Raw genomic sequence first — 24053 nt, 5'->3', positions numbered from 1 at the left:
CGCATGAACCGGTTTTGTGGTCTATCCGCCGCCACGGAGGGCGTGTAGCTCAGCGGGAGAGCACTACGTTGACATCGTAGGGGTCACAGGTTCAATCCCTGTCACGCCCACCATCCGAATTTTGATATCATTGAGAAATCCCCTTCTGGGGATTTTTCATTTTTAGCGACTGACACGCTTCTGACACGTGAACTAGCCTTGGAACAGTGTAGGTCACAAGCCAAGCGACTCGAAATAAGCGTCTATGGCCATTCGACCTGCGCTCGAGTAATCCGGCGCGAGAAGCTTTGTCTGGCGTGCGACCGACAATTTGTGCCCGCGGTCGATCATTTCTTTGCGCCCAGCAATCCTGCCTTGCCGAGCGCACCGGATAAAAATCGTTCTCCAGTGTCCGTTCGCCGATCTCCGTGCAAACGCATTTTGTCACATGGCGTGCAGCGTTTTGACGTCGACGGTTGGACCCGCCGGTTCTGCTTTGGCTTCATCGCCGAAAACGCCTGTCGCCCCCTCGAGGAGCTGGTCTTTCCACTGTTTGATCTGGTTGGCATGCACGTCAAACTGCTGCGATAATTCCACCAGAGTCTGCTCGCCGCGGATCGTAGCGAGCGCCACCTTTGCCTTGAGAGCCAGGCTTTGGTTCCGGCGCGGTCGTCTCCTCGTGGTATCTCCTGTTCCTGGCATCTAAGCCGAAGTCAGGCAGAAATTCCACTTATTCTAGCGGTGCAGATTTCCCGAGCCATGTGTGGACGGCCCCGTTTTTGCAAGTGGAAAAAGTAAGTTTCGATGCGGTCGGGTGCAGCCATGTGTCAGGCCTCGACCTGCGGCGCACATGTGGCCGCGGGCCTTGATGAAGTCCGCAGATTGGATCCCAATCACCTCTATGCGCACGAAGCGCTTGGCTCGAAAGGGTTGTCCCAATCCCCGGTTCGACCGGTGCGTCATCAATACTCAGTCCTCATGCAAACCACTTCGAGAAGATATGCCTCCAATGTGGATAGGTATTACGCAACCGCCGCTGCGTAGGATTGCTTCCGGATCAGCAAGGCCCAGACGATGCTCGAGGCGCCCCGAGTGGAATAGCAACATTTGCTCCTCGGGATTTGCGGGACCGGTCCTTGTCAACCTCAGCACGCATTTCATCAGCTGTGGTCTTGTGTCCCTGTCGGCCTCGGATGCGATCGCGCGATGAAAGCTACAATATTTTCCTAATCAGCGCGGCTCAGTGAAATAGCGCCGGCGATCCGTCATCGAATTCCAGGCGTCTAACAACGTCCCCGCCGTCCAGCCTGGAACATATTGGGAACATACACCTGTTTGCAAGTTAAGTTTTTTATCATTGAAATCAAGGGCTCCACTTACAGATGTGATGGTCGCGGGTTCGATTCCAATCAAGACCGCTTACCTCGTAATCGCTCCGCCGTCGTTAACACTCACGGAACACACGTGTGTTGATCAGAGTCGAAGTCCGACGAGGGAGGTTGATTTACGTGGGATGAGGGTCGGAGCTGACAAGCGAATGCGGTCATCTGCAGATGCGGCACCGTGTGTCAGCAAGTCGAGTGCATTAGAGGCGATTTGTTCGAAAGGTACACGCACCGTTGTCAGTGAGGTCGGCAGATGACTGACGATTGGAATGTCGTTATAGCCAACTATTGACACATCATCCGGAACTGAAAGACCCAGGCGCGATAAGCTTGATAGGGCGCCAATTGCCGTATTGTCGTTGACGGCAAAAATCGCCGATGGCCTGTCTTTCAGCCGCATCAACGTTTCGCCTGCGTGCGCTCCTGCATCTATTCCGAAGGTTGAGGGTACGATCCAATCCGGGTGCACGGCGAGGCCAGCCTCGTCAAAGGCCTGGCGATAACCTTCGAGGCGCCGGCGGGCACTGGAGGCATAGGACGGGCCGGCAATCACTCCGATCTTACGATGCCCAAGATCGAGCAAATGTCGTGTCGCCAGATAGCCCCCTAGCCGATCGTCACCTATGGCCGAGAGATTTCTGCCATCGGTACGCAAGGCCAGTACAAAGGGAATGCCCCTCTCCACCAACGTATCTGCAAAATCGTCGCCCTCCCGCGCCGTCGAAAGGATCAGGCCGTCTACGCCCCGCTTCAAAAGCGATTCGGCGGCGAGACGATCTGCACCGGGCTGGTCGTCTGTCGTCGCTACGATAGCAAAACGGCCATTTCGGCTGCATGCTTTGGTCAGCGCTTCGTAAAGCATGGCCATGACGGTATCCGTCAGTCGCGGCACGATGACCCCGATTGTCTGCGTGCTCCCACGCCGCAAACTTGCGGCGGACACATCGCGTACGTAGCCCATGTCTTCTGCAATTTTTCGCACCCGGCGCGCTGTGTCGTTGTCCGAGCGCGGCAGCCGTTCGTCGAGTATGCGCGATACTGTGGACTTCGATACCCCCGCGGCCAATGCGACATCGATTATTGTCACCCGCGTCTGTCGGCTCGTCTCGTCCGTCTTTGTCTCAAAGTCGCTCATTACTGGCACCAATCAATATTCTGCACCGTGATCATGCACCAAAATGGGGATTGACTCCAACATATTCGGAAACGATAGTGGGAACGTTCCCGATAACGATCCCAACGCTGCTTTAGTAGTGGCAGCGAGCACAACAGGAGGAGATGTTCGATGCAAGCAATGGATTTGAGAGGTCTGAGCCCCGCTCCGGTAACCGTTTTCACCCGCGACGGTGAAGTCGACTACGCGGCCAATGCTCGCCTGGCCAAGTGGTTGGTCAGCATGGATGGCGTGAAGAGCCTAGTCATTCTTGGTCACGCTGGGGAGGGCACTTTCCTGACCGAGGAAGAGCGCCTGAAGCTCGTCAGAACCTACGTCGAAGCCGTCGATGGCGCGGTTCCGATTATCGCCGGCATTACTGGCGAAGGCACGAAGGTTGCAGCCGAAGAGGCAAAGAAGTGCAAGGCTGCTGGCGCAACCGGCGCGCTGGTCTATCCCAATCACGGTTGGCTGCGCTTCGGCTTCCAGAAAGGCGCGCCGCAGGATCGCTATAAGGCGATCTGGCAGGAATCCGGGCTTCAGTGCATCCTGTTCCAGTATCCGGATGCGACCAGGGCAAGCTACGACCTGGATACTCAGCTTGCGATCGCTACGCAGGATGGCGTTGTCGCGACCAAAAACGGCGTGCGCAATATGAAACGGTGGTACGTCGAGATTCCTGAGCTCAAGAAGGCAAATTCGAACCTTCAGATCCTCAGCTGCCATGACGAGTGGCTGCTTCCCACTATGTTCGATGTCGACGGTCTGCTTGTTGGATATGGCAACATCGCTCCAGAGCTTCTCATCGACCTGATTGCAGCCGGCAAGGCACAGGATTATTCCCGTGCTCGCGAAATCTTCGAGCGTCTGTTGCCAATCACTCGTGCCGTCTACCACCGCGGTTCGCATATGGAAGGCACCGTTGCACTCAAGCTCGGCCTCGTGCATCGCGGCGTGCTCGACCATGCAACGATCCGCGAGCCGCTGAAGAACCTGGGCGAAAAAGCGGAAGCTGAGATCTTCGCCGCGTTTGAAGCTGCCGGAATCGGTCGAGCCAAGGACTTGATCGCCGCCGAATAAGCACGCGGCCCCGTGCTCCTGGCGACGCGGGGCCAGTTCGCCCGTATTTGATGCAGGATCGACGCACAGCGTGAAGGAGCTGTATCAAGTTGGATGTCACGCCACCGCACGTTTCGGGAGGACGAAGTGTGTATGTGGCTCGAGGAGGAGGACACGCCTGTGCGTGAGCAAAATGATTCCGTGCTGCCGGCCATGCGCGCCGCAGCTGTCGAGAATTCGAAACCGTCTGCCTTGACCTGGAGCAAACGCCTGGCCCTTATAGGTCCGGCTTTCGTTGCTGGCGCCTGGCAGTTTGGTCCCGGCAATCTGACTTCGGCCGTGGAGGCTGGCAGCGCCTATGGCTATTCACTGATCTGGGTAATCGTCTTGTCGACGATCTTGATGATCGCCTTCACCGACATGAGCGTGCGTATCGGTATCATCGCCCGCGGCTCTATAATTCAAACGATCAAGGACACGTTGGGCAAGCCCGTCGGTGTGCTGGCCGGTATCAGTGTCTTTTTCATTACTCTTTGCTTTTCCGTCGGAAATGCCGCGGGTTCAGGTCTTGCGCTCTCCATGCTTTTTGGGGGCTCATCGATCCTGTGGACGCTCGTTTGCAGCTTTGCCGTCGGGTTCATCCTGCTGATGCGCAACGTATACAGCGTTGTGGAGCGCATCCTGCTTGCTCTCGTCGCGATGATGGCAATTGGCTTTGTCTGCAGTGCCATCCTCGCACGACCCGATTGGGTCGCCAGCGCGACCGGTGTCCTTCCAAGCTTCCCCCCAGGCGCCCAACTCCTGATTATCGCCCTTGTAGGAACAAACTTCTCCATCAATGCGGCGTTTTTCACCAGCTACGCTACGCGTGCCAAGGGGACGCGCGCCGACCAGTACCGGGACTCGACGGTCACTGACACGCTCCCGGGCATTATTGCGCCCGGCATAATGACCTGCCTCGTGATCATGGTCGCGGCCGCTGTGCTCGGCCATACGGGGGAGCGTGTGCAGACACTGATGCAGCTTGCCAATGTGTTTCAACCGTTGGCGGGGTCCGTCGGCAGCACGCTCTTTGTCCTTGGCTTCTTCGCCGCCGCCTTCTCGTCCATGCTCGCCAATTCAACCGCGGGCGGGACGCTACTCTCCGATGGCGTTGGTTGGGGCGGTTCGTTCGATGCCCTGCGGACGAAAATTCTGGTCGGATGCGTACTCGCCTTCGGCGCTCTGGTGGTCGTGCTTGCACCCGGGTCACGTGTCCAGTTGATTATCTTCGCCCAGGCAATGACGGTATTGGTGGCACCGTTCCTGGCGGGCCTGCTGATGATCATCTCCAATCGTCGGGAGATGGGCACGCTGCGCAACAAGCCTTTTCAGAACGTGCTCGGCGTCTGCGGTTTTCTGTCCATCCTGGCTGCAAGCGGACTTCTCATCTACAAGCTGTCGGGCATGCTTGGCAGTTGAAGGCGTCAACTGGTTCACTACATGCACGGGGTTGAGCCCCGTGCATGTTCACACTTATCAGCCTTCGGTGTCTGCTCCGAATTGTAGGCGTTGGATCTCATCCGCTTGTTCTTGATTACCGAGTTTTTGATCTGTCGGCGACTGCGTCGATTGCGACGAATTTTTAGATTGTCGTAGGCGCGCGAGAAAACTGCGGTGCCCCGCGTTTGTCTCCGTTCAAGACGGAGAACTGCTATTTCGGTGGCCGGGCTAACGTCCGCGACATCGCTAGATCAGGCGCTGCGGCGCAGCACCGCCCAGGGCTGGACGACGACACGCTACGCTTCTTAACGGCCCTCGATGGGGCGATGTCACGGTAACGCCTTGTGAGGAGCGGTTGCGATAGACGCACATGCATGAACACCTCGCCAGTCAGCTACAAGCGCCATCGCTCAACCGGGCTGATATCGCCGAGATCATGACCATAAAGCGAGCGCGCCTGGTGCGAGCTTGTCCTTGAAATATCATTCCTGCAACCGATAGCGCCGCTCAATGCGGCGCAGGATATTAAAGCTGGCAACGGAGCGGGGGCACGCGCTCCCCCTGCATCCAGGATAGCAGCGTCTTGCTATCGAATGTCTCATCCAGATGAACAATAGCGCGGTGGAGCTGCCAATATGTGTCACCGAAACGACGCATATGGTATCTCAATGCGTCCTGAAAGCTCGCCGGATCATTTGTCGCTTCAAATAGTGCTTCCGGGAAAGGGCCTTATTGCTTTTGGTGCAGGCCCGCGCTGTGTCGACGCAGACCGGGTAAAGGCACCGTCGGTTGCCGCGCATTGCGGCTTCCTGGTTGAGGATGCAGAAGCTGCCTTCCTGGCGGGCGCCATTTTGCCCGAGCTAACTGTCGACTTTGGCGGTCGTCGTTCTTCGGCTGTTGGTGGTGCGCCGAGCCAGCGGATGATTGCATCCAAGCCTGGCCGGAGCTGCTTTTTCAGTTCTGCCGTCAGCTGGGCTTCGATCCCACGGGCCTGACTGATCATCGTCCAGTCGATATGGCCATTCAGAAGCGGTGGCGATGTGCGGGGACCTCTTTTCTCGCCTGATCGATGAAGCGGGGCCTCATCGACTTCCCTCCTTGGCGAAAAAAGCCGTCGCCTTCTTCAGAATATCCCGCTCCTGACGCAAAATCTCATTCTCCCGCCGCAGCCGTTTGAGTTCAGCCGCCTTATCTTCATCGCCTTCACGACGTCCGGGATCATCCATAGCCACATCCCCGCTTCGGCTAAGCCATCGCGTCAGTGTCGACAGCCCGATTCCAAGATCATCAGCTATCTCGCGCCGCGTACGCCCGTTCGTTTCGGCCGCGCGAACAGCCTCACGCTCGTATTCTTTCGTAAAGGCCACTTTCTTCGTCATAACGGTTTCCTTTCAAGTCAAGAAAACCTCTCCACTTTTCCGAAGCAAGTCCATCGTGAAGCCGCGCGCCTCGACTGGAGAGCGACCTGTAGTGATTGCCACAGACGCCGAGTCAGTAAGGACGCGTATTAGTCATTATTGTTTGGAATGTTGAGCAGGTGTCCGCAGGCCTTGCAATGGACCGCGTCAACCTCGTGCCTTTGCAGTCCGCATTTTCCGCACGGAAAGAGTACCTTGCGGGGGCGCACGATCGACTGCGCCAACCTGACGAAGAGAGAAATACCGACAATCATCGTAACCACGGAGGTCAGTTTTCCGAGAGGTCCAGGAAGCGTAATGTCGCCGAAACCTGTCGTCGTCATCGTCGCGACTGTAAAGTAAAGGGCGTCGATGAAGCCGACTAAACCGCTCTGGTGATAGAAGAAGGTCGTGTAGACAAATCCTGTCACCATGAACAGGAAGACGAGGAAGTTAAGTGATGCGCGCGCAACGTCCTTGTAGTGATGGCAACCGAGCCGTTTCAGGATGACGGCGAAGAGCGGGCTTTCGCCCACGGCCCAGAGACGCATCGCCCTCAGGAAAGCAAAATTGAAAAGCGCGTTTGGAAACAACAACGTGGCAAGAATAACAAGATCAATCCAAGTCATCGGCCTCTTGAGGAGCGCGCCTAAAGAGCCAGTCGCGAATGCGCGTGCGAACAGTTCGGCAAGTATCCACACCGCGATCATGTAATCAATGATCAGATAGGAAGGCCCGCTGCGCAAAAATGGCCCGAAAATGAAGAACGAGATGATGCTGACATCGATAACAGCAAGCACAGCTTGCCAACGAAGTGCCCATGTGTCGCGCCCGCGCTCGATACGACGCAACTTCATCTGCAAGATTTCGAGACGAGACGAGACGGACCTTCTGGTTTTTGTCGTGAATATCATTTCTAACGGATAGGCGCGAGTGAAGACCGGGTCAATGCCAAGCAAAAGGCGCGTCATGCGGCAAGGCGGCAACCTTATTGAGGAAGAATATGGAGCCAAATCGTCGTTTCCGCATTCTCCAACAGCGGAAGATGTACAGTCTGTGATGATCTTTTGCCGAAACTTGGGGTAAAATCAAAGAGCATATTTAAAATCCATCTGCTCATACGCATAAGGGAAGGCCATTGCAGCTATGAAATCGTTCATCATCAATCCGCCGGTGTTCTACGGGTCGGTGATTGTCATCACCTTGTTCGTCGCCATCGGTATCGTGCTCCCCGGCCAGGCGGAAGCACTTTTTGGTATCATTCAAGGTTCCATTCTCGGCGCTTTCGGCTGGTTCTACCTGCTTTCTGTCGGCGTATTTCTGGCGGCGATGCTGCTATTGTGTTTCGGCAGGTTTGGCCAGCTCAAACTGGGACCGGACGATTCAGTTCCCGATTTCCGTTTCCTGTCGTGGATTGCGATGTTGTTTGCCGCCGGGATGGGCATCGGTCTCATGTTCTATGCCGTTGGCGAACCGATGACCCACTATATGGCGCCGCCGACCGCCGAACCGAAAAGCGTGGCGGCAATGCGCGAAGCGATGACTGTGACTTTCTTTCACTGGGGCATACACGCCTGGGCGATTTACGCCGTCGTTGGCTTGTCGCTCGCCTATTTCGGTTACCGCTACAACCTTCCGCTGACAGTTCGCTCAGGCTTGTATCCATTGTTGAAGAACAGGATCAACGGCCCGATCGGACACGCGGTCGACATTTTTGCGATTGTCGGCACCATGTTCGGCATTGCGACATCGCTAGGGGTCGGCGTCGCGCAGATCAATGCCGGCCTCAACCACCTTGTCGGCTTGCCGATCAGCACCAGCGTACAGCTTGTCCTGATTGTCGTGGTGACCGGTATGGCCACCATCTCGGTTGTGACAGGCCTGGATAAAGGCGTGAGAATATTATCGGAGACCAATCTGGTTGTCGCCGTACTGCTCATGCTTTTCGTGCTGATCGCCGGACCGACGACACAGCTCTTCCGGGACTTCGTGCAGAATCTCGGCCTCTATCTCGATACGATCGTCCTGCGAACCTTCAACATTTACGCCTACGAGCCCACGCCCTGGATCGATTCGTGGACGCTGTTTTATTGGGCCTGGTGGATTTCCTGGTCGCCGTTCGTGGGAATGTTCATCGCGCGGATATCTCGCGGAAGAACCGTGCGCGAATTTGTTGCTGCCGTGCTGTTCATCCCGGCCGGTTTTACATTCTTCTGGATGACGGTTTTCGGCAACACGGCAATGTTCATTGATACAGGTGTAGCCGCGGGCGCTCTGGGCGCCGCCATCTCGAACGACGTTTCCGTAGGCCTTTTCCGCTTCTTCGAATATTTGCCTCTTTCTGGCGTCACTTCGACACTGGCGGTTCTGCTGGTCTCCATATTCTTCATCACTTCGGCTGATTCCGGGGCGCTCGTGGTGGATTCCATCGCCGCTGGCGGTGAAACGGAAACGACAACGGGCCAGCGGATTTTTTGGTGTTCGATGGAGGGGCTCGTTGCCGCATGCCTGCTGATGGCGGGTGGTCTCACCGCGTTGCAGTCCGCAACCGTCGCCAGCGCATTGCCTTTTACCGTGGTAATGCTGGCCTTGGTCGTGTCGCTGTATCTTGGAATGCAGCAGGATTTAGCGCAGCGTGAGGTGCACAGCAGCCGAAACGTTGGGCCCGCGGAGCCCGCTTCTGGTCAGACCTGGCAACGAAGGCTCGCTCTGATGCTGAGCACCACGACGGAGAGAGAAGTTGCGATCTTCATCGATGACAAGGTCGCACCCGCGCTTGACAAGGTTGCTGCCGAACTTCAGTCGCGCGGGAGGCCGACGGAGGTAGATCGGGAGGGAGCCGGCGTTGTCACCCTTCGATCTCCTGCGTCTGACGTCCGTGACTTTATCTATGGTGTATCGGTCCAGAAACATCGGGTTGCAAGCTTCACCACCATCCGCGCAGGCGAGGCAGAGTTTCGATACGAAGCGAGAACCTTTTTCTCCAGCGGCAATAGCGGTTACGATCTGATGGGCATGTCGCAGGATCAGATCATCAGCGATGTCTTGATTCAATTTGAACGCTACCTGCATCTGGTCAACTCGCCGGAGTTTCAGCTCGTCCATGGCGCGCCGGAACACACGGCATAATGTTCGGATTGCACGAGTTTTGACCACCCGGCACAAGCGACGGTCCGGGTGGTCGCTTTTGAAGGGAGCTGGCGAGTGATGAAGTCAAAGTGGCGGTGGTGGCTGGGCCAGATCGTTCGACGGATATGGTTCAGGGCAACGCTTTTTTCCATGGCTGGTGTCGTGACTGCTCTGCTTGCCGTCGCGCTTTCGCCTTACATCCCGCAAGAACTGCCAACAAAAATAGGCGCGGACGCCGTTGACAAGATTCTCGGTATTATTGCCTCCAGCATGTTGACGGTAACGACTTTCTCATTGAGCACAATGGTTTCCGCCTATTCCGCGGCCACCACCAACGTCACGCCGCGAGCCACGAAACTGGTCATGGAAGACAGTACGACACAGAATGTGCTGGCTACCTTCGTGGGCTCCTTCCTGTTCAGTCTGGTCGGAATAATTGCGCTTACGACAGGTGCATACGGGGATCGCGGACGCCTCATCCTTTTTGTGGTCACCATCGGCGTGATCGTTCTCATTATCGTCACGCTGCTGCGCTGGATTGATCATCTTTCGCGACTTGGGCGAGTGACCGAAACCACGGAGCGGGTTGAACGGACAACGATTGAAGCACTGACGGCATGGGTGGAGACGCCAAATCTCGGCGGTCACAGATTGCTTGAGGGTGACCCGAGATTAGGGGAGCCCAATACGCCCATTCACCAGAACGAGGTTGGCTACGTTCAACACGTCGATGCGACACTTCTCTCCGAGATCGCCGAGGAGTTCGATTTTGACATTTTCATTGTCGCGATAGCGGGCAAGCTGGTTGCACCCAACACTCCGCTGGCCTGGGTTAACGGTGAGGTTCATGACAATGTTTACGAGCGTATCGCCTCGGCTTTTACTATTGGTAATGTCAGGTCGTTCGATCAGGATCCTCGCTTCGGGGCTGCGGTTTTGTCTGAAATTGCCTCCAGAGCGCTTTCACCGGCTATCAACGATCCCGGCACTGCGATTGATGTGATCTCCCGAGCGATACGCGTGCTGTCCGTCTGGGATTTGCAGGACAGCAAAACAAAGGTGGTGCATCCTCGGCTCTTCGTTACCCCAATTCGACTTGAAGACCTGTTTGATGACCTCTTCTTGCCCATCGCCCGAGACGGGGCGTCCATCATCGAAGTCGGGCTTCGATTACAGAAAGCCTTTCTTACCCTATCGAAATTCGGCGATGCGGAGTTCAAGAAGATTGCAATGCTGCACGCGGCGAGCGCTCTCAAGCGTTCTGAAGCAACTGCAATGATTGACGAAGACTTGGCCAGGCTACGAGATACGGCAGCGCTGCTGAACAAAAGCCAGTCGTAACCAGGATGTTTCGCCTGGCCTCTGCTTCCTGCGGAAGAACGAGAATTATAACCGAATGGCAAGACGTTCTCTTTGCGCCTTGGACTATGTTTTCCTGCAACTATTAAATTTACGGGGTGACGCCAAGATCGTCGCCATCAAGCAGCCGAACGGCGTCGTTCACGTCATAGACAAGGTCCTGCTTCCCGAAATGTAACCCTTTCGGCCGTGCAGATGGAAAGGGCTGGCTCCATTCAGGGGGCAGCCCTTTCATTCACGTTTTCATTGTCGCGACAAAGGCTCACATTGCGGGGAGAACGGTGATGTCGCGCAGCTCACCCTCGGCGCCGGTAATGGAACCAATTTCGGTCGCAGCGCCTGTCTCCAGATCGACGGTGTAAAGCATCTTGCCCGCGGCGAGATAGGCAGTGTTCTTGCCGCCTTCTTCTCCCTGGATATCAAAGGCATAGTTTGCCGGCATTTCCTTCAGGCCGAGCTTGCCGATCGCCTTCAATGTTCCGTCATTGGGTTTTGTCTGTTGGATCAGGGCACCGATGGTGGCATCGATATTGTACATTGCCGTTTTCTCGGGCTTGCCGGTCGAGTTGGTGTAGGCCGCGGCGACGATGTTTGGCGTTTCGCCCTTATGCATGTCGCCATCCTCGAAAGCGAGTGCGCCATCCACCGTGACGGCCCCGGTATCGGGATGCACGCGGTGATTTGTCGTGCCCGTCATGAAACGCAGACGGTCAGCGGCAGGATTGAAATCAACGACAACCGGCGCATCGGCAAGGGTAAGCATCTTGTCCATCTTGGCGACCTCGGTCGCAGCGCCGGTTTCGAGATCGATGGTGACAATGTTATGATCCGGCGTCACACCGACGACGGTCTTGTTGCCCGGACGAAAGTCGATGCCGACAAGCCTGTCTACACCAGTCACATCCATCGACTTTGTAACCGCGGGCTTCTCCGTATCGAACATGACGAGGGTCTTGTCTCCCATGAGGCCAAGGACCGGCGCTGAAACGGCAATGCCTGCCGATGCCGTCAGGGCCATTGAGGCGAGAAGAGTGAGGCGGATAGTGCGCATGTGTTTCTCCCGTGAATTGAGCCATTCGGAAGGCGTCGTTTGAACGCTTCCGTCTCTAGGACACGGGGGGCAACGCATTTGGATGCAGACAGGAAAAATTATTTTTAAAGTGCATCCATTAACCTGTCTGATGGGTATTATGCACAGTTGACGGTGCTTTCGATCACGAGTGGAAAGGATTCAAATGCAGACGGGCCCTGTGCCGAACGATCTCGACAGGGCGCTTGCAGCCTGCGCGAAAGGCGATAAAAGCGCCTTGCGCTTGATTTTCGATCGCGAGGCCGGACGTCTGGTCGCGGTCGCCCAACGCATTGTCAAGCGGCGCGAACTGGCCGAGGAGGTCGTTCAGGAGAGCTTTGTGCGGATCTGGACACATGCTCATCAATACCGTGCCGACCAGGGGTCGGCACGAGGGTGGATTTACGCAATCGTTCGCAACCGGGCACTCAATCTTGTCCGTGATACGAGACGCGAGCTCATCGTTGAGGATGTCGAGATGCTTCGCGATGGTGAAGAAGCAACGGAGGTGGTTGCAGTCTGGCAGAAACTCGACAGGAATTCGCGGCTCTATGAGTGTCTCGGAAGTCTCGACGAGACGAAACGCCAGGGAATCCTGATGGCCTATGTCGCGGGATACTCCCATGGGGAAATCGCCGGCAGGCTTCGCATTCCCCTGGGAACAACAAAATCCTGGATCAGGCGAGGGCTTATCGCTCTGCGGGAGTGCATGGCATGAAATTTGATCGCAAAGACATTCCCGATCTTGCCGACGACTACGTTCTGGGATTGCTGGACGCTCTCGAGGCCGAGGCTATTGAAGCTGCACTCGTGCATGATGATGCTCTGCGGGCGGCAGTCTCCAGAAGCCGCGAGCGTTTTCTTCCCCTCGATACCACTGTTGAACCTGCCGCAATCAAAGACGACCTGTGGGAAAAAATTGAAACCCGCCTGTTGCCGCAGACCGGCGCTGCATACGCTACGTCGCCCAAGACAGCAAACGACAATAGGTCTAACAGCTGGCGTGGCATCGCCCTCTCTGCCATTGCCGCGAGTTTCCTCCTGGCCGCGGGTCTGGCCTTCAGCCTTACCCGCCCGATCGATCCGCTCGTGATCGCCGTGCTCCTTGATGAGAACGGTCAGGTTAAGGCTGTTGTCGAGGATTTTGGAAACGAGAAGGCAACCGTGCGGATGCTGGCTGATTTTGCAGTGCCGCGCGACAAGACGATTCAGTTGTGGACCTTACCTTCGAAGGAGGTCGGCCCCGTTTCTCTCGGATTGATCGAGGGTGTGCGTTCAGCAAAGCTAGAAGGGCCGGCTCTGCCGGCTCCCAGAAGCGATCAGCTCTACGAAATCACCCTCGAGCAGGCGGGTGGTTCGCCAACCGGCAGGCCCACCGGGCCCATTCTCGCAAAGGGATTTGCTCGAATGCCGCGATAGGTGTGTTCAGTCCCCGAGAACCGCTCCTTCGCGTCTTGGATCGGCGCTACCGGCCAAACCCTGGGCGGTCAGCTCGATCGCATGCAAACCGGAATTCATCTCACCCGGTTTCACCTCGTAACCCAGCGCCTTCAGCGGTCCTGCCAGCTCCTCCGCGCTGGTGTCTGCCTCGATGTCGTAGGTGCCGAACCGGTTGATGAGATGCGGCTGGGCGACGATCGCCTCAACCGGCATGCCCCAGTCGATATAGGCGATCAGCGCCTGCGCCACATAGCCGATGATCTGGCTGCCGCCGGGCGAACCAATAGCGAGCAGCGGTTTTCCATCTTTCATCACGATAGTCGGGGCCATCGAAGAGCGCGGCCGTTTGCCGGGCTCGACTCGGTTGGCGATCGGCAGGCCGCCATCGTGGGTCTTGAAGGAAAAGTCCGTCAACTCGTTATTGAGCAGGAAGCCATTCGTCATCAGACGCGAGCCGAAACCGCTTTCGATCGTCGTCGTCATCGAAACAACGTTGCCCTGCCTGTCGACGATGACGAAATGGCTCGTCGAGGGCAACTCAAGCGCGGCATCCCGGCCGAAAAGCAGCGCATGGTCCCATTCCGGCTCGCCGGCCTTGACGACATCTTTGGCCAAGGCCTTTTCGCCGTCGAGCAAGCTTGCCCTTTCGCCTAGATAGGCCTTGTCGAGCAGGCCCTTGACCGGTAGCGGCACGAAATCGGCGTCAGCGACGTAACGCTCGCGGTCGGCGAAGGCAAGACGCTGCGCATCGCCGATAATGCGCCAGCTTTCGACATTTTTGGGCCCCAGCGACCTTAGATCGAAGTTCTCCGCCATGCCGAGTATCTGGCCAATGGCGATACCGCCAGAAGATGGCGGCCCCATGCCGCAAACATCAAGCCCACGATAGATAAAGCAGACAGGCTCGCGTTCGATGACGCGATAATTGGCAAGGTCGGAAAGCGACAGCACGCCGGCATTGTCGGCCGCCTCGCGCACGGTTTTGACAATGGCCTCGGCAATTTGCCCCTTGTAAAACGCATCTGCACCGCCTTTAGCGATCATTGCAAGCGTTTCGGCATAGGACGGATTTTTCAACGAAGTACCAGCCTGCAACGCGGCCCCGGCGGTGTCAAAGAAATAGGACCGCGCCTCTGGATATGTCTTCAGCCGGTCACCCTCGGACGCGATCAGAGAGGCAAGGCGAGGCGACACCTGAAAGCCCTCGGTCGCCAGCGTTTCCGCCGGTTTCAGCAGGCTCGCCCATTCAGCCTTGCCATAGCGTTTATGAGCTTCCTCCAGAAGTCGCACCGTTCCCGGCGTTCCGACGGAACGGCCGCCGATGACCGCGTTCATGAATTTAAGCGGCCGGCCATTTTCATCCAGGAAGAGTTTTGGCGTGGCTTCCATCGGTGCCGTCTCCCGGCCATCCAACGTCGTCAGCTTGCCGCTTTCTGCGTGGTAATAAACAAGGAAGGCGCCGCCGCCGAGACCGGAGCTCTGTGGTTCAACGAGGCCCAGCACGGTCTGCACCGCCACCATCGCATCTATGGCGTTGCCGCCCGCCGCAATCACGTCGCGTCCCGCTTTGGTCGCCAGCGGATTGGCTGCGGCGACCATGAAGTTCTTCGACTCGACACGTTTGGCGGTGGCAAGCCCGGTTGCCCTTTCCGGCGCCACCGTGTCGGACGCCTGCTGGGCGGAGGCGATTGCGGTGGAAAACATCAAGGCGAGAACAGCCTCACAGAGAAATCTCATTTTCATCGGCCTCATCCTTCAAAGCGGCGCAAACCATGAATGTGAGAAGGGCAAATCTCGCGGGGCGCTTAAGATCAACTCTCGGGCGACTGCCCTTCCCGGTCAAACATTCGATTTTAATGGCAGTGTGATCAGCCAATCTGGAACGACGATCTGCCGGCGCCGTTCAGCGTTCAAGTTCGTAAGAAAACACAACAGCCTCCGGGTTGGCCAGAATATTCGGCGCCAATGGAATGCAGCAAGCTCCCGCAAGTCCCAGTTCATTCTCACTATCGCCTTATGTCAGGCCTTCACCCCGTGCAGGATGAGGCGCTATCCCTTTATACCGCTCGCTGCGATACTGGAGATGAACAGTCTCTGCAGACAGAGATAAAAAATCAGCACCGGCAGCGTAATGATGGTCAGATAAGCCATGACTTCACCCCAGGGCGTGTTGAGCTGGAAAAAGTATTGCAGCCCGACCATGACAGGTCTGTATGTCTCGGATTGAGTGACAAGAAGCGGCCATAGATATTGCTGGCTGTACATGACGAGAAATTTCAAGATCGCAGCGGTTGCGATCACCGGGCCGCTGAGCGGCATCACCACCTGCGCATAAATCCGCAGCCAGCCGGCCCCGTCGATGCGCGCCGCCTCCAGCAACTCCTTCGGGAGATCCTTGAAATATTGCACGAAAAGAAAAATCGTCAGCCCGTCTGCGATCCATGGGATGATCTGCACATGCCAGGAGTTGAGCCATCCCCAGGTAAACCCGTTGCTGCCAATCCATGGCAGGCTGTTGACTTCCAGCAGCAACGGCACGGCAATGGTTTCAAAAGGAATGATGAGCGTGGCGAGGATGATCGAGAAGAGAACGTCCTTTCCGCGCCAGTTCAAGAAGGTGAAGGCGAAGGCCGCAAGCGAGCCAAGCAGCAGGGCGAGAAATACGGTAACGCCCGTCACCAGCACCGAATTGAATATGAAGGTCGCAATCGGCGCCCGGGCGAAAGCTGCTGTATAGTTTTCAAACGAAAGCTCGCCGACCGGCAGAAAGGCTCGTATCGACGTGGCGTCATTCAGCAGCTGGTCGTTCGGTTTTAGCGACGAGAACCCCATGAACAACAGCGGCAAAATGAATATCGCCGCGAAGGCGAGCAAAAGTAGATAGTTGCCGATGAGAAAGCCAAGGCTTTTGCGTTGTCCGGCCTGCATCATTGCTTCTCCCTTGTGAGGTATCGCTGGGTCAGCGAAATGCACAGAACAAGCAGGAACAGCACGACCGAAATTGCGGAACCGGCCGCAATGTCCTGCTGGCGGTATCCTCGCTCAACCGCTTGATAGACGATGCTTTGTGTAGAATCGCGAGGGCCGCCTTTGGTCATCACGTCGATCTGCGCAAAAAGCGCAAAAGCCTGCATGGTAATGACGATGACAATCAACACCGCCGTGTTGCGCAGCAGAGGCCAGGTTATCATGTGGAACCTCTGCCAGCGACTAGCCCCTTCGATGTCGGCTGCTTCGTAAAGATCCGGAGAGATGGTTTGCAGACCGGAGAGCCAGATGACCATGTGGAACCCGACGCCCTGCCAGACCGACATCACCAGAATGGCCCATAAAGCGGTATCGGTCCTGCCCAACCAGTCGACAGGTTGAAACAGTCCGAAGCTCATGTAGCCCAAAAGGCTGTTCAAGAGCCCGTTGTCGGCTGCATAGATAAACCGCCAGAGCAGCGCCACCACTACAACCGACAGCACCACCGGCATGAAGTAGATCGCGCGGAAAATCGTGACGCCGGGTATCTTCTGGTTCACCAGCAGGGCAAGAAACAGCGCCAGCGCCGCCTGAACCGGCGCGACGACCGCCACGAAAGCCAGCGTATTGACGAGCGCTGTTAAAAACACGACATCGCGCGCCAGAATGACGACTTGATCGTCGCCCCAGGTGAAGCTCTTATATTCCCGCATTCCTTCCAGATGGGGATAGTCGGGATTGTTGCGGGTGAAATTGCGAATTCGCGGATAGGAGACGGAGCCATCCGCATCCTGGCTGATGCTGCCGTCCGCCTCTTTTTCCGGCTCGAGCGTCAGCACGCCGATACCCAGCAGCCGGGTGTAATTTTCAACGCCGACAAACTCGGTCGGATTGGGAGATGTCAGCCGCTGGTTGGTGAAGGAAAAACCGAGCCCCAGCAAAAAGGGCGCGATCAGAAACAGCCCGATCAGCACCATCGCCGGGGCAGCCATGAACCAACCCGTGAAGCTGTCCCGGGTCAGTTTTCCCTTTGAAGAAAAGAGCGCCATCGATAACCTGCCCCTATTTGGGTCGGTAACCGGAATTGCGCTCTATATTATTGTTTATCTCGTCGGTTGCGTTATCCAGCGTATCGGCAACATCCGCGCCGTTGGCAATGTCGGAAAGAGCCTTGGAAAAGACCGGCGAGATGAAGGCGTAAGCCGGAGTGACCGGCCGCAATGTCCCCTGACGTTTGGACAGCTCGAAGAATACCTCAAGCGGGCCGCCCTGTTTGTAGTTCTTCGTCATCTGGGCAGCCGAAGACGTGGCCGGGATAAGACCGATCGCGTCGGAAAACTGCGCGAGATATTTGTCCTGTATGGCGAATTCGATGAAGGCCGATGCACCTTCGGGATGCTTGCTGGTGGCCGATACGCCAAACTGCCATGACCCGGCGCCGATCTTCGGGCCTTTCCCGAAATCGGGCGCAGGCAGGAACAACAGATCATCGCCGTATTTCTCCAGCGCCTTCACCGCAACCCAGTTGCCCATCCATTGCAAGGCGTGGCGACCTTCCAGAAATCCGGTTTCGTGATCGGCAGGCGATTGCGAGGTTCCCGGTGCGAGCTTCTTTTCGAACAGGGACTGCCACCATTCTCCGAACCTGACGGCGTTGTCTCCATTCAGCGCGCCCTCGGCGGTCTGGTTGTTTTCCTTGTTGATCAAGCTGCCGCCGAAACTCTCCAGAAACGGGCTGAAGGCATAGCTGTACCACTCGGTTTTATCGGCCATGCCAAGGTCCAGCGCATATTCGAACTTGCCGGTGGCTGCGAGTTTTTCAAGCGCCGCGTTGAACTCTTCGCCGGTCCAGGGCTGTTCCAGCGTTGGAATACGAATACCATTTTCATCGAGAACGGATTTGCGGGCGAATACAGCTACGGCTGCATCCCACAACCCGACGGAATAGAGCTTGTCTCCCCACTTGCCCACGGCGCCGGGCAGGAAGTTCGCAAGCTTTGCCTCATCGATCTTTAAAGGTTGCAGATAACCGGACCAGGCCCAGTTCGGCATGTTCGGCCCGTCGACATCCAAAATGTCAGGCAACTTGCTGGAAAGCGCAGCGGCGGTGACGGATTCGTTATATGCGGTTTGAGGGAACTCCTGAAGCGCTACCCTCCAGTCTGTCTGGGATGAATTGAAGTCCTCGATGATGCCGGTCAGGATCTTGCGCTCTTCAATGTTTCCGGCACCATGATACCACATCGTCAGCTCGGTCTGCGCCAGCGCAACGGTGGAAAAAAGCGTCGACAAGGCAGTGGCTGCCCCCACTAAAATGGCTTTTGCGATCATGGATAGTCCTCCTCCTGATGAAGGGTAACTTCAACATCCACAGATTGTTCCGCAAAAAAAATGCGTTCTGGCATTGCGTCGTCTCGAGAACGCGACAGGAAGAAGCTTTCCAGGCATGAACATCAAGGAGAAACAACAAGGGGCCGGGCCATGCCTGCGAAGGTCGACGTTGCCAGCACCACGCCCTGGAATTCAGGCGGCCGGGGTGTTCCACGATCAACGTTCGGTCAGTGTCGGCGCAATTTGACAAGGGCATCCAGCGCTATCCGGCCGCCGCCATAGACCACGAGGGTCAGCGCCATGGCAGCCCAGGGCAGATGGAAATTGGCCCAGCCATCCGGAACGGTAAGCTGGATCACCGCCGTCATCACCAGCAGACCCAAAGCGGCGTAACGGGTGAAAAGGCCAAGAACCAGCAGCACGGGCAGAACGAGTTCGGCAATGCCCGAGGCCGCCGCCATGACCAGCGGCATAGGGTAGGGGATCAGGTTGCCGAAGATATGCAACCTGAATTCCTGTTCGAACAGATATCTGGCGCCGGTCGATAACGTCAGAAATCCGTCCCATTTGGTCAGTCCCGATTTGAAGAACGGAATTGCCAAGCCAAACCGCAGTGCCAAAAGCGGCAATGATTGCGGAATGGAGGCGAGCAGGCATTCGGCGTGGCGATGAAGTGCTGCAAGCGAACCGCCGAGGCTGCGTGCGGAGGCAAGTTCTGTGGTCATGGAAGGTCCCCTTCACGGTGTTCAACGGCGCTAAATGCGCCAAGGCCGATCAGGCCAATCAAGGCCGATCCGAAATCAAAGGAAGATGTTGCGGCCAAAGCCGTCTCAGCCGCTTCGCCAAGGCTTGCGCCGGCAAAGAGACGCGCCGCGAAGGCAACATCTGCCGATGGCAGGACGTTGATCTCGACCTGCATGGCCGGCCGCACGACAAGCACCGTTTCGGCTCGCCAGTCGACAGGCGGTGTCACGGTTTCGCCCTGGTGGGCGTTCCAGATGCTGCCGGCCGGAAACGGCGATTGCACAAGCCGGGCCGAAGGATGCGGGATAAGCACCCTATCGAGAAGGTGTTCGGGTGAAAGGGCGGCGAGTTGGGAGACTTCGAGCGGCGCTCTGTCTGCCGCGTGATAGGCCGTGCTCCACGCCGCCTCGATCCGCGCCACATCCGCGAGATAGGCGAGAGACGATGCTGGCGGGAAAGTCGCAACAAAATCCGGGAAATCGTCACCGTACTGCATGATGAGCGGTGAGGCCGGTTTGCGGTCGGCGGCATAGGCACGGGCCATTCCGGCAAAGAACTCAACGCCAACCAGCCGTTTCGTCACTGGAAAACGTTGCCCCAACGCCGTCGTCAGCCCGACATAGACGTTGTTGCGATAGATGGCAAAACGCGAGGGATCGGCAGCACCGCGCGCGGTGGTGATGCCGTACGGTAGCGGTTGGCCCGGATCGAGCAGGGCGGAGGCAAAGGCGCCTTGGCTTTCGTAAAACCGCATGGTCACGCCGCCTGGCTGGATCGGCTTTTCAGGGCCGCTTCGTTCAACAGGATGTCAGCGCGCACCGCTTCTGCCTGAAGCGTCGCAAAGTCTGGCACGTCGTTGTCCCATTCGATCAGGGTTGGCAAAGCGCCGCTGCGCGATAGCGTGTGCCGGTAAAGCTCCATCACATCGGATCTGACGGCGGTGCCGTGGGCATCGATCAGCAGCCGGTCTCCAACGCTGTCGATGGTCTCGTCATAACCGGCAAGGTGGATTTCACCCACCAGCTCGACCGGGAAACGGTCGATATAGGCGACCGGATCGAGGCGATGGTTCACCGCCGAGACCATGACATTGTTCACATCGAGCAACAGCCCGCATCCGGTTCGGCTGGCAATGGCGGTGAGGAAATCCACCTCATCGATGGTGCTTTCGGAAAACAGCACATAGGTTGATGGATTTTCAAGCAGCATTTGCCGGCCCAGCCATTGCTGGGTCTCATCGACATGGTCGGCGACACGCGACAGGGTTTCGGCCGTGTAGGGCAAGGGCAGAAGATCGTTGAGGAAACCGGTCTCATGGGTCGACCACGCCAGATGCTCCGAAAAGCTCTGCGGCCGGTAACGATCGATAAGGTCGCGAAGCCGTCTCAGATGCCCGGTGTCGAGGTCACGGGCCGAACCGATCGACAGGCCAACGCCATGCAGCGACAGGGGATAAAGCGCTGCAACGGCTTCAAGATAACGGTGCGGCGGGCCACCGGCGCCCATATAGTTTTCCGCATGGACTTCGAAAAAACCGATATCCGGCCTTGCGTCGAGAATAGTGTCGTAATGTTCCGGCTTGAGGCCGAGGCCAGCACGGGGTGGCAGGACGGTGGCGCGGTCGGCTGAAACGGTCATTGCGGGTCTCCCGGTTTTGACGGATGAGGAGGAGGCCCGGCAAGCGGGCCTCCGGTGTCGCGGCTCAGCTTTTAGACGGCTCCAGCATGCCCTTGTGGCCATCCACGTTCATCGTGGTGCACGTGCCGGCGGGTACGGCCTTCCAGGCATTGCCCTGGTAATCCATGGTGGAGGTTCCGGCGCAGGTCGTGCCGGCGCCGGCAGCGCAATCATTCTGCCCCTTCAGGGCGATGCCGTAGCATTTCTCGTTTCCGGCCATCTTTTCCGGTGCCAGCGGCGCAGCAAAAGACACAGATGCGACAGCGCTTGCGAGTGAGCCTGCCAAAGCGAGGGTGAGCGTGGAACGGTTCATAAATGATCTCCTCTTGAATGTCCGCAGACCGTTCATCGGCCGCGTATGACTGTATTCGATCTTTCCGGGAGCGACGTTACAGCGTGAGGCGAACACGAAAGCGTGACCGCAATCTGTGACCAACGATTTTCGTCTCAACGTTCGGCGCGCGTCATCACGGCCTGCAGAGGGCGTCGGCGGTCGCAGTATTTGATTTTCCCGCTCTCTCAACCCGAACCCGGTTTTCGTCGAGCAACTCGACATTGAAAAAAATATCATGTCGTGATATAAAATCGGTTGGGAGACTGTATCATTCGGGGGGAACAGATGAGCGACGTCAGTGAGATTGCAAAATTGTCTTCGTTGCTTGAAACGCGACTTTTGCAACATGGCCTGATTGAAAGGCCGGGCGGTGCAGTTCGAACCCTACCCGCTGATTTTCTCGAAAAATTCGATGGGCTGATTGATAATTCAACGGAACTGGAAGGTCTTTTGCGGATTGGCTATGCGGCCAGGCAGGGCGAAACCCTATCGGCTCCGGTCGCGAGCGCCGCACGATTTATGATTCAGGAAGTGTGTGAAGCCCTCTTCGACCGGAATGAACTGCAAGCGTTTCGCCGGACACACTGATTGATGGGTGTGCGTGACATTTTGTGTTCTTCGGTTTCTCTCACTGTGGCTTTCGTCTTGTGCGCCCTGCTGAATTTGGTTGGTGCGCCAGCCGTTGCCCAGACTGACTGTGCCGCCGCCGCTGAAGCATTCATGCGTGGGACGTCGGACAGATTGCTGTCGGTAAGCTCCAGAGGCGATCAATGTGTCGTCACTTATCTGATGCATCGAAGAGACAAACGGCCGATTCGGGTATCGCAGGATTTATCATTGGGAAGGGCTGACATCCTTCAGGCCCGTGATGAGAAGGACTTCTCGCAAAATAACAACGTCGATGAGTAGCTGAATTACGACTGCGCCTCCTGAGATTGCGCGGTCGCCAGCCGATTGATCAGCGATCTATCTGCTTGGGAACTCCGGTGCGGCCGGTTGTCCCTCTTCAGTTTTGTCAATCGTTGTTGTCGGGCTAACATGTTTCTCGTCGCTTTATCCCGCCATACGTGACGCGCAACACCTAAATGTGACCAAAATGTGTTCAGTACGGCCGGGTCGCGTCTGCCGCTTTATGTCACCCCATGATATACTTCGCGGCTATCGGCTGAGGAGGATGTGGTCGTGTTTCATGCGGTGCCAACAACAACTCGGATATTGGCTGCAATCAAGGTTGCTGGCCGCGCGCTCGATGAAACCTACGGCTGGCTGGTCTTGTGGCTTCCAATCGCTCCGGTAATCATAGTTGTCGGTGCAACGATGATTGCCTTTACTGGTGATAGTGTAACGCCACTCTGGTTAAGGCTGTTGGCCGGCATCGTCACTGCGACAAGTATTTTTGTCATTATATTTGGTGGATTTTTCAGCGCGTTGTTTTTCGCAGGGGCGGCGTGGCGACTTGCGCGGTCGCCTCAGCCTGGCAAAAAATCGACCGGCTCCTCTCAGCTGGAGCTCGGTCGATGGTTTTGGGTGTCGGGCACTGTATTGACATTGCTGTGGCTGATTCCATTTGCGATTACCATGGAGAATATCGCTTCAATGGTCATATCGTCCGCGGTTGTGACGCAGCCTTTAGGTTAGTTCGTTCAGATCGCGCAGTTTCCCAAGGGATTCGACAAGCAGGTCTTGATTGGCCAAGAGTCCTTCCAGATGTATTCTGGCAAGCGTTCGTAAAATGTGTTCGCCCTTTGGGGTGAGGCTAATCAGAATGCTCCTTTTGTCTCTCTGTGACGGTGTTCTTTCCACCAGACCGGCCGCCGCCAACCGGTCGACCAATTGCACCGCCCCATGCGCCTGGATGAGCATCAGTTCCGAGAAATCCCGTATTCTCATTTTCCCTTCCGGTGCGGTCTTGATGACCAGCATGGCCTGGTATTGCTGAGAAGTGACGTCGGCTTTTGCGAGAGCAGCGTCACTGAGCGACAGGAAGCGCCGCATGGCAAGCCGAAAGCCGGCAAGTCCATCATAGAGAGTAGAGGGGAGTTCAGCGTCTTCCGCGACATCTCCAGCGAGGCTCATTCGTAAAACCCTTCCAATAATTCACGGTATGACACTACATTATTATGGTCCGATTTAGGAGGACTGTGCGCGCAGCAAACCCTATGAACACAGGCCGGAAATGACTTGGGGTCACTGCGGTTCCCGCGAACCCTAATCTGCCGTCGCGGCCATAAAAAGATGGCGAGTTGCAAGAAGGCTGGCGGCGGCTTGTCGCCGAGCGATCGATAGGGCTGCACGCGCATGTCCAACTATGTTTCCACCAGCGAGATCCGTGCAGCGTTTTCAAGCGCCATGTCAGAAATGTACCGTGAGGAGGTTCCTGCCTACGGCACGCCGATGGCACTCGTGGCACGCGTCAATGACGAGGCGCTGAAGCGCAATCCTTTCCGTGTCTTCGGATGCCGACTGTTTCGTAAAGGAGGTGCTGGAAACATTTCGTTGGCATGACAAGGCCAATGTCGATTTGCATATGCCTTTCGGAGAAGCCACG

The 24053-nt window shown here is 56.8% G+C and carries 21 protein-coding genes, 1 tRNA gene and 4 pseudogenes; 11 read left to right on the top strand and 15 right to left on the bottom strand.

Going from position 1 to position 24053, the window contains the following annotated elements:
- The first annotated feature begins 38 nt into the window (after positions 1-38).
- Positions 39-113 (top strand) — tRNA-Val (locus PL599_RS13000).
- Positions 114-279: 166 nt separating this feature from the next.
- Here PL599_RS13000 and PL599_RS12995 read toward each other — a convergent pair.
- Both PL599_RS12995 and PL599_RS12990 read right to left on the bottom strand, forming a co-directional pair.
- Positions 280-681: pseudogene (locus PL599_RS12995) on the bottom strand (transposase); the annotation flags it as partial.
- 771 nt (positions 682-1452) lie between these two features.
- Entirely contained in the window at positions 1453-2499 is a 1047-nt protein-coding gene (locus tag PL599_RS12990; RefSeq protein WP_173991274.1) for a LacI family DNA-binding transcriptional regulator, read from the bottom strand.
- A gap of 150 nt (positions 2500-2649) precedes the next feature.
- On the opposite strand from PL599_RS12990, the gene PL599_RS12985 reads away from it, so the two are divergent.
- Both PL599_RS12985 and PL599_RS12980 read left to right on the top strand, forming a co-directional pair.
- Complete coding sequence (locus tag PL599_RS12985) at positions 2650-3597, top strand: dihydrodipicolinate synthase family protein (RefSeq protein ID WP_165691241.1); 948 nt, start codon at positions 2650-2652, stop codon at positions 3595-3597.
- A gap of 132 nt (positions 3598-3729) precedes the next feature.
- The gene (locus PL599_RS12980) at positions 3730-5037 is read left to right on the top strand and encodes an Nramp family divalent metal transporter (protein WP_269823877.1); all 1308 of its coding nucleotides are present in this window, start codon (positions 3730-3732) and stop codon (positions 5035-5037) included.
- Positions 5038-5455: 418 nt separating this feature from the next.
- Here the strand turns inward: PL599_RS12980 and PL599_RS12975 are convergent.
- The 3 genes and pseudogenes from PL599_RS12975 to PL599_RS12965 all read right to left on the bottom strand — a co-directional run.
- Positions 5456-6103 (bottom strand): annotated as a pseudogene (locus PL599_RS12975) (hypothetical protein); the annotation flags it as partial.
- Positions 6094-6437, bottom strand: a pseudogene (locus PL599_RS12970) (helix-turn-helix domain-containing protein); the annotation flags it as partial. The pseudogenes PL599_RS12970 and PL599_RS12975, both read right to left, overlap by 10 nt.
- 128 nt (positions 6438-6565) lie before the next feature.
- On the bottom strand, positions 6566-7312 hold the full coding sequence (locus PL599_RS12965; RefSeq protein WP_244634994.1) for a potassium channel family protein: 747 nt from the start codon (positions 7310-7312) through the stop codon (positions 6566-6568).
- A gap of 289 nt (positions 7313-7601) precedes the next feature.
- Between PL599_RS12965 and PL599_RS12960 the strand changes: the two genes are divergently transcribed.
- The 3 genes from PL599_RS12960 to PL599_RS12950 all read left to right on the top strand — a co-directional run bounded on the left by PL599_RS12960 (position 7602) and on the right by PL599_RS12950 (position 11121).
- Entirely contained in the window at positions 7602-9584 is a 1983-nt protein-coding gene (locus PL599_RS12960; protein WP_077983606.1) for a BCCT family transporter, read from the top strand.
- Positions 9585-9662: 78 nt separating this feature from the next.
- The gene (locus tag PL599_RS12955; protein WP_269823904.1) at positions 9663-10925 is read left to right on the top strand and encodes a DUF2254 domain-containing protein; all 1263 of its coding nucleotides are present in this window, start codon (positions 9663-9665) and stop codon (positions 10923-10925) included.
- Between the two features lie 55 nt (positions 10926-10980).
- Entirely contained in the window at positions 10981-11121 is a 141-nt protein-coding gene (locus tag PL599_RS12950; protein WP_161596373.1) for a hypothetical protein, read from the top strand.
- A gap of 84 nt (positions 11122-11205) precedes the next feature.
- Here PL599_RS12950 and PL599_RS12945 read toward each other — a convergent pair whose 3' ends face one another.
- Positions 11206-11994, bottom strand: coding sequence for a DUF4394 domain-containing protein (locus PL599_RS12945; protein WP_077983604.1), 789 nt, complete (start codon positions 11992-11994; stop codon positions 11206-11208).
- Between the two features lie 184 nt (positions 11995-12178).
- Between PL599_RS12945 and PL599_RS12940 the strand changes: the two genes are divergently transcribed.
- Together PL599_RS12940 and PL599_RS12935 are read left to right on the top strand one after the other, a co-directional pair.
- The gene (locus PL599_RS12940) at positions 12179-12730 is read left to right on the top strand and encodes a sigma-70 family RNA polymerase sigma factor (RefSeq protein ID WP_077983603.1); all 552 of its coding nucleotides are present in this window, start codon (positions 12179-12181) and stop codon (positions 12728-12730) included.
- Positions 12727-13431 (top strand): anti-sigma factor, encoded by a 705-nt coding sequence (locus PL599_RS12935; RefSeq protein WP_077983602.1) that lies wholly within the window; start codon positions 12727-12729, stop codon positions 13429-13431. Before PL599_RS12940 ends, PL599_RS12935 begins: the two co-directional genes overlap by 4 nt.
- Positions 13432-13437: 6 nt before the next feature.
- Here the strand turns inward: PL599_RS12935 and ggt are convergent, their stop codons facing one another.
- From ggt to PL599_RS12895, 8 genes are all read right to left on the bottom strand, one after another.
- A complete protein-coding gene (gene ggt, locus PL599_RS12930; protein WP_269823875.1) occupies positions 13438-15195 on the bottom strand; it encodes a gamma-glutamyltransferase in 1758 nt (585 codons plus the stop codon).
- A gap of 306 nt (positions 15196-15501) precedes the next feature.
- Positions 15502-16383: a carbohydrate ABC transporter permease gene (locus PL599_RS12925; RefSeq protein ID WP_137411299.1), complete on the bottom strand. Its 882-nt coding sequence runs from the start codon at positions 16381-16383 to the stop codon at positions 15502-15504.
- Positions 16380-17468: a carbohydrate ABC transporter permease gene (locus PL599_RS12920; RefSeq protein WP_137411300.1), complete on the bottom strand. Its 1089-nt coding sequence runs from the start codon at positions 17466-17468 to the stop codon at positions 16380-16382. The genes PL599_RS12925 and PL599_RS12920 overlap by 4 nt, the downstream gene beginning before the upstream one ends.
- A gap of 13 nt (positions 17469-17481) precedes the next feature.
- On the bottom strand, positions 17482-18750 hold the full coding sequence (locus PL599_RS12915) for a sugar ABC transporter substrate-binding protein (protein WP_269823874.1): 1269 nt from the start codon (positions 18748-18750) through the stop codon (positions 17482-17484).
- A 227-nt stretch (positions 18751-18977) separates the two neighbouring features.
- Positions 18978-19475: a DoxX family protein gene (locus tag PL599_RS12910; protein WP_077983597.1), complete on the bottom strand. Its 498-nt coding sequence runs from the start codon at positions 19473-19475 to the stop codon at positions 18978-18980.
- A complete protein-coding gene (locus tag PL599_RS12905) occupies positions 19472-20254 on the bottom strand; it encodes an HvfC/BufC N-terminal domain-containing protein (RefSeq protein WP_269823873.1) in 783 nt (260 codons plus the stop codon). The genes PL599_RS12910 and PL599_RS12905 overlap by 4 nt, the downstream gene beginning before the upstream one ends.
- Positions 20251-21132, bottom strand: coding sequence for an MNIO family bufferin maturase (bufB, locus tag PL599_RS12900; protein WP_269823872.1), 882 nt, complete (start codon positions 21130-21132; stop codon positions 20251-20253). The genes PL599_RS12905 and bufB overlap by 4 nt, the downstream gene beginning before the upstream one ends.
- Before the next feature lie 64 nt (positions 21133-21196).
- Positions 21197-21484, bottom strand: a complete 288-nt coding sequence (locus PL599_RS12895; protein WP_080794706.1) for a BufA1 family periplasmic bufferin-type metallophore — start codon at positions 21482-21484, stop codon at positions 21197-21199.
- Positions 21485-21790: 306 nt separating this feature from the next.
- On the opposite strand from PL599_RS12895, the gene PL599_RS12890 reads away from it, so the two are divergent.
- Positions 21791-22093 carry a hypothetical protein gene (locus PL599_RS12890; protein ID WP_137411304.1) on the top strand — a complete coding sequence of 101 codons (303 nt, stop codon included), beginning with the start codon at positions 21791-21793 and terminating at the stop codon, positions 22091-22093.
- A gap of 594 nt (positions 22094-22687) precedes the next feature.
- Complete coding sequence (locus PL599_RS12885) at positions 22688-23143, top strand: hypothetical protein (RefSeq protein WP_269823870.1); 456 nt, start codon at positions 22688-22690, stop codon at positions 23141-23143.
- Here PL599_RS12885 and PL599_RS12880 read toward each other — a convergent pair.
- Positions 23135-23581 carry a MarR family winged helix-turn-helix transcriptional regulator gene (locus tag PL599_RS12880; protein WP_080794712.1) on the bottom strand — a complete coding sequence of 149 codons (447 nt, stop codon included), beginning with the start codon at positions 23579-23581 and terminating at the stop codon, positions 23135-23137. The two genes, PL599_RS12885 and PL599_RS12880, sit on opposite strands and share 9 nt — an antisense overlap.
- 222 nt (positions 23582-23803) lie before the next feature.
- Here PL599_RS12880 and PL599_RS22795 point away from each other — a divergent pair.
- Positions 23804-24035, top strand: a pseudogene (locus tag PL599_RS22795) (2-oxoadipate dioxygenase/decarboxylase family protein); the annotation flags it as partial.
- Positions 24036-24053: the final 18 nt, after the last annotated feature.

This window comes from Agrobacterium sp. ST15.16.055 (assembly GCF_027956555.1).
Lineage (GTDB): Bacteria > Pseudomonadota > Alphaproteobacteria > Rhizobiales > Rhizobiaceae > Agrobacterium > Agrobacterium salinitolerans.
Note: the sequence above shows the minus strand (reverse complement) of the source record. Positions and strands in the feature narration are given on the sequence as shown.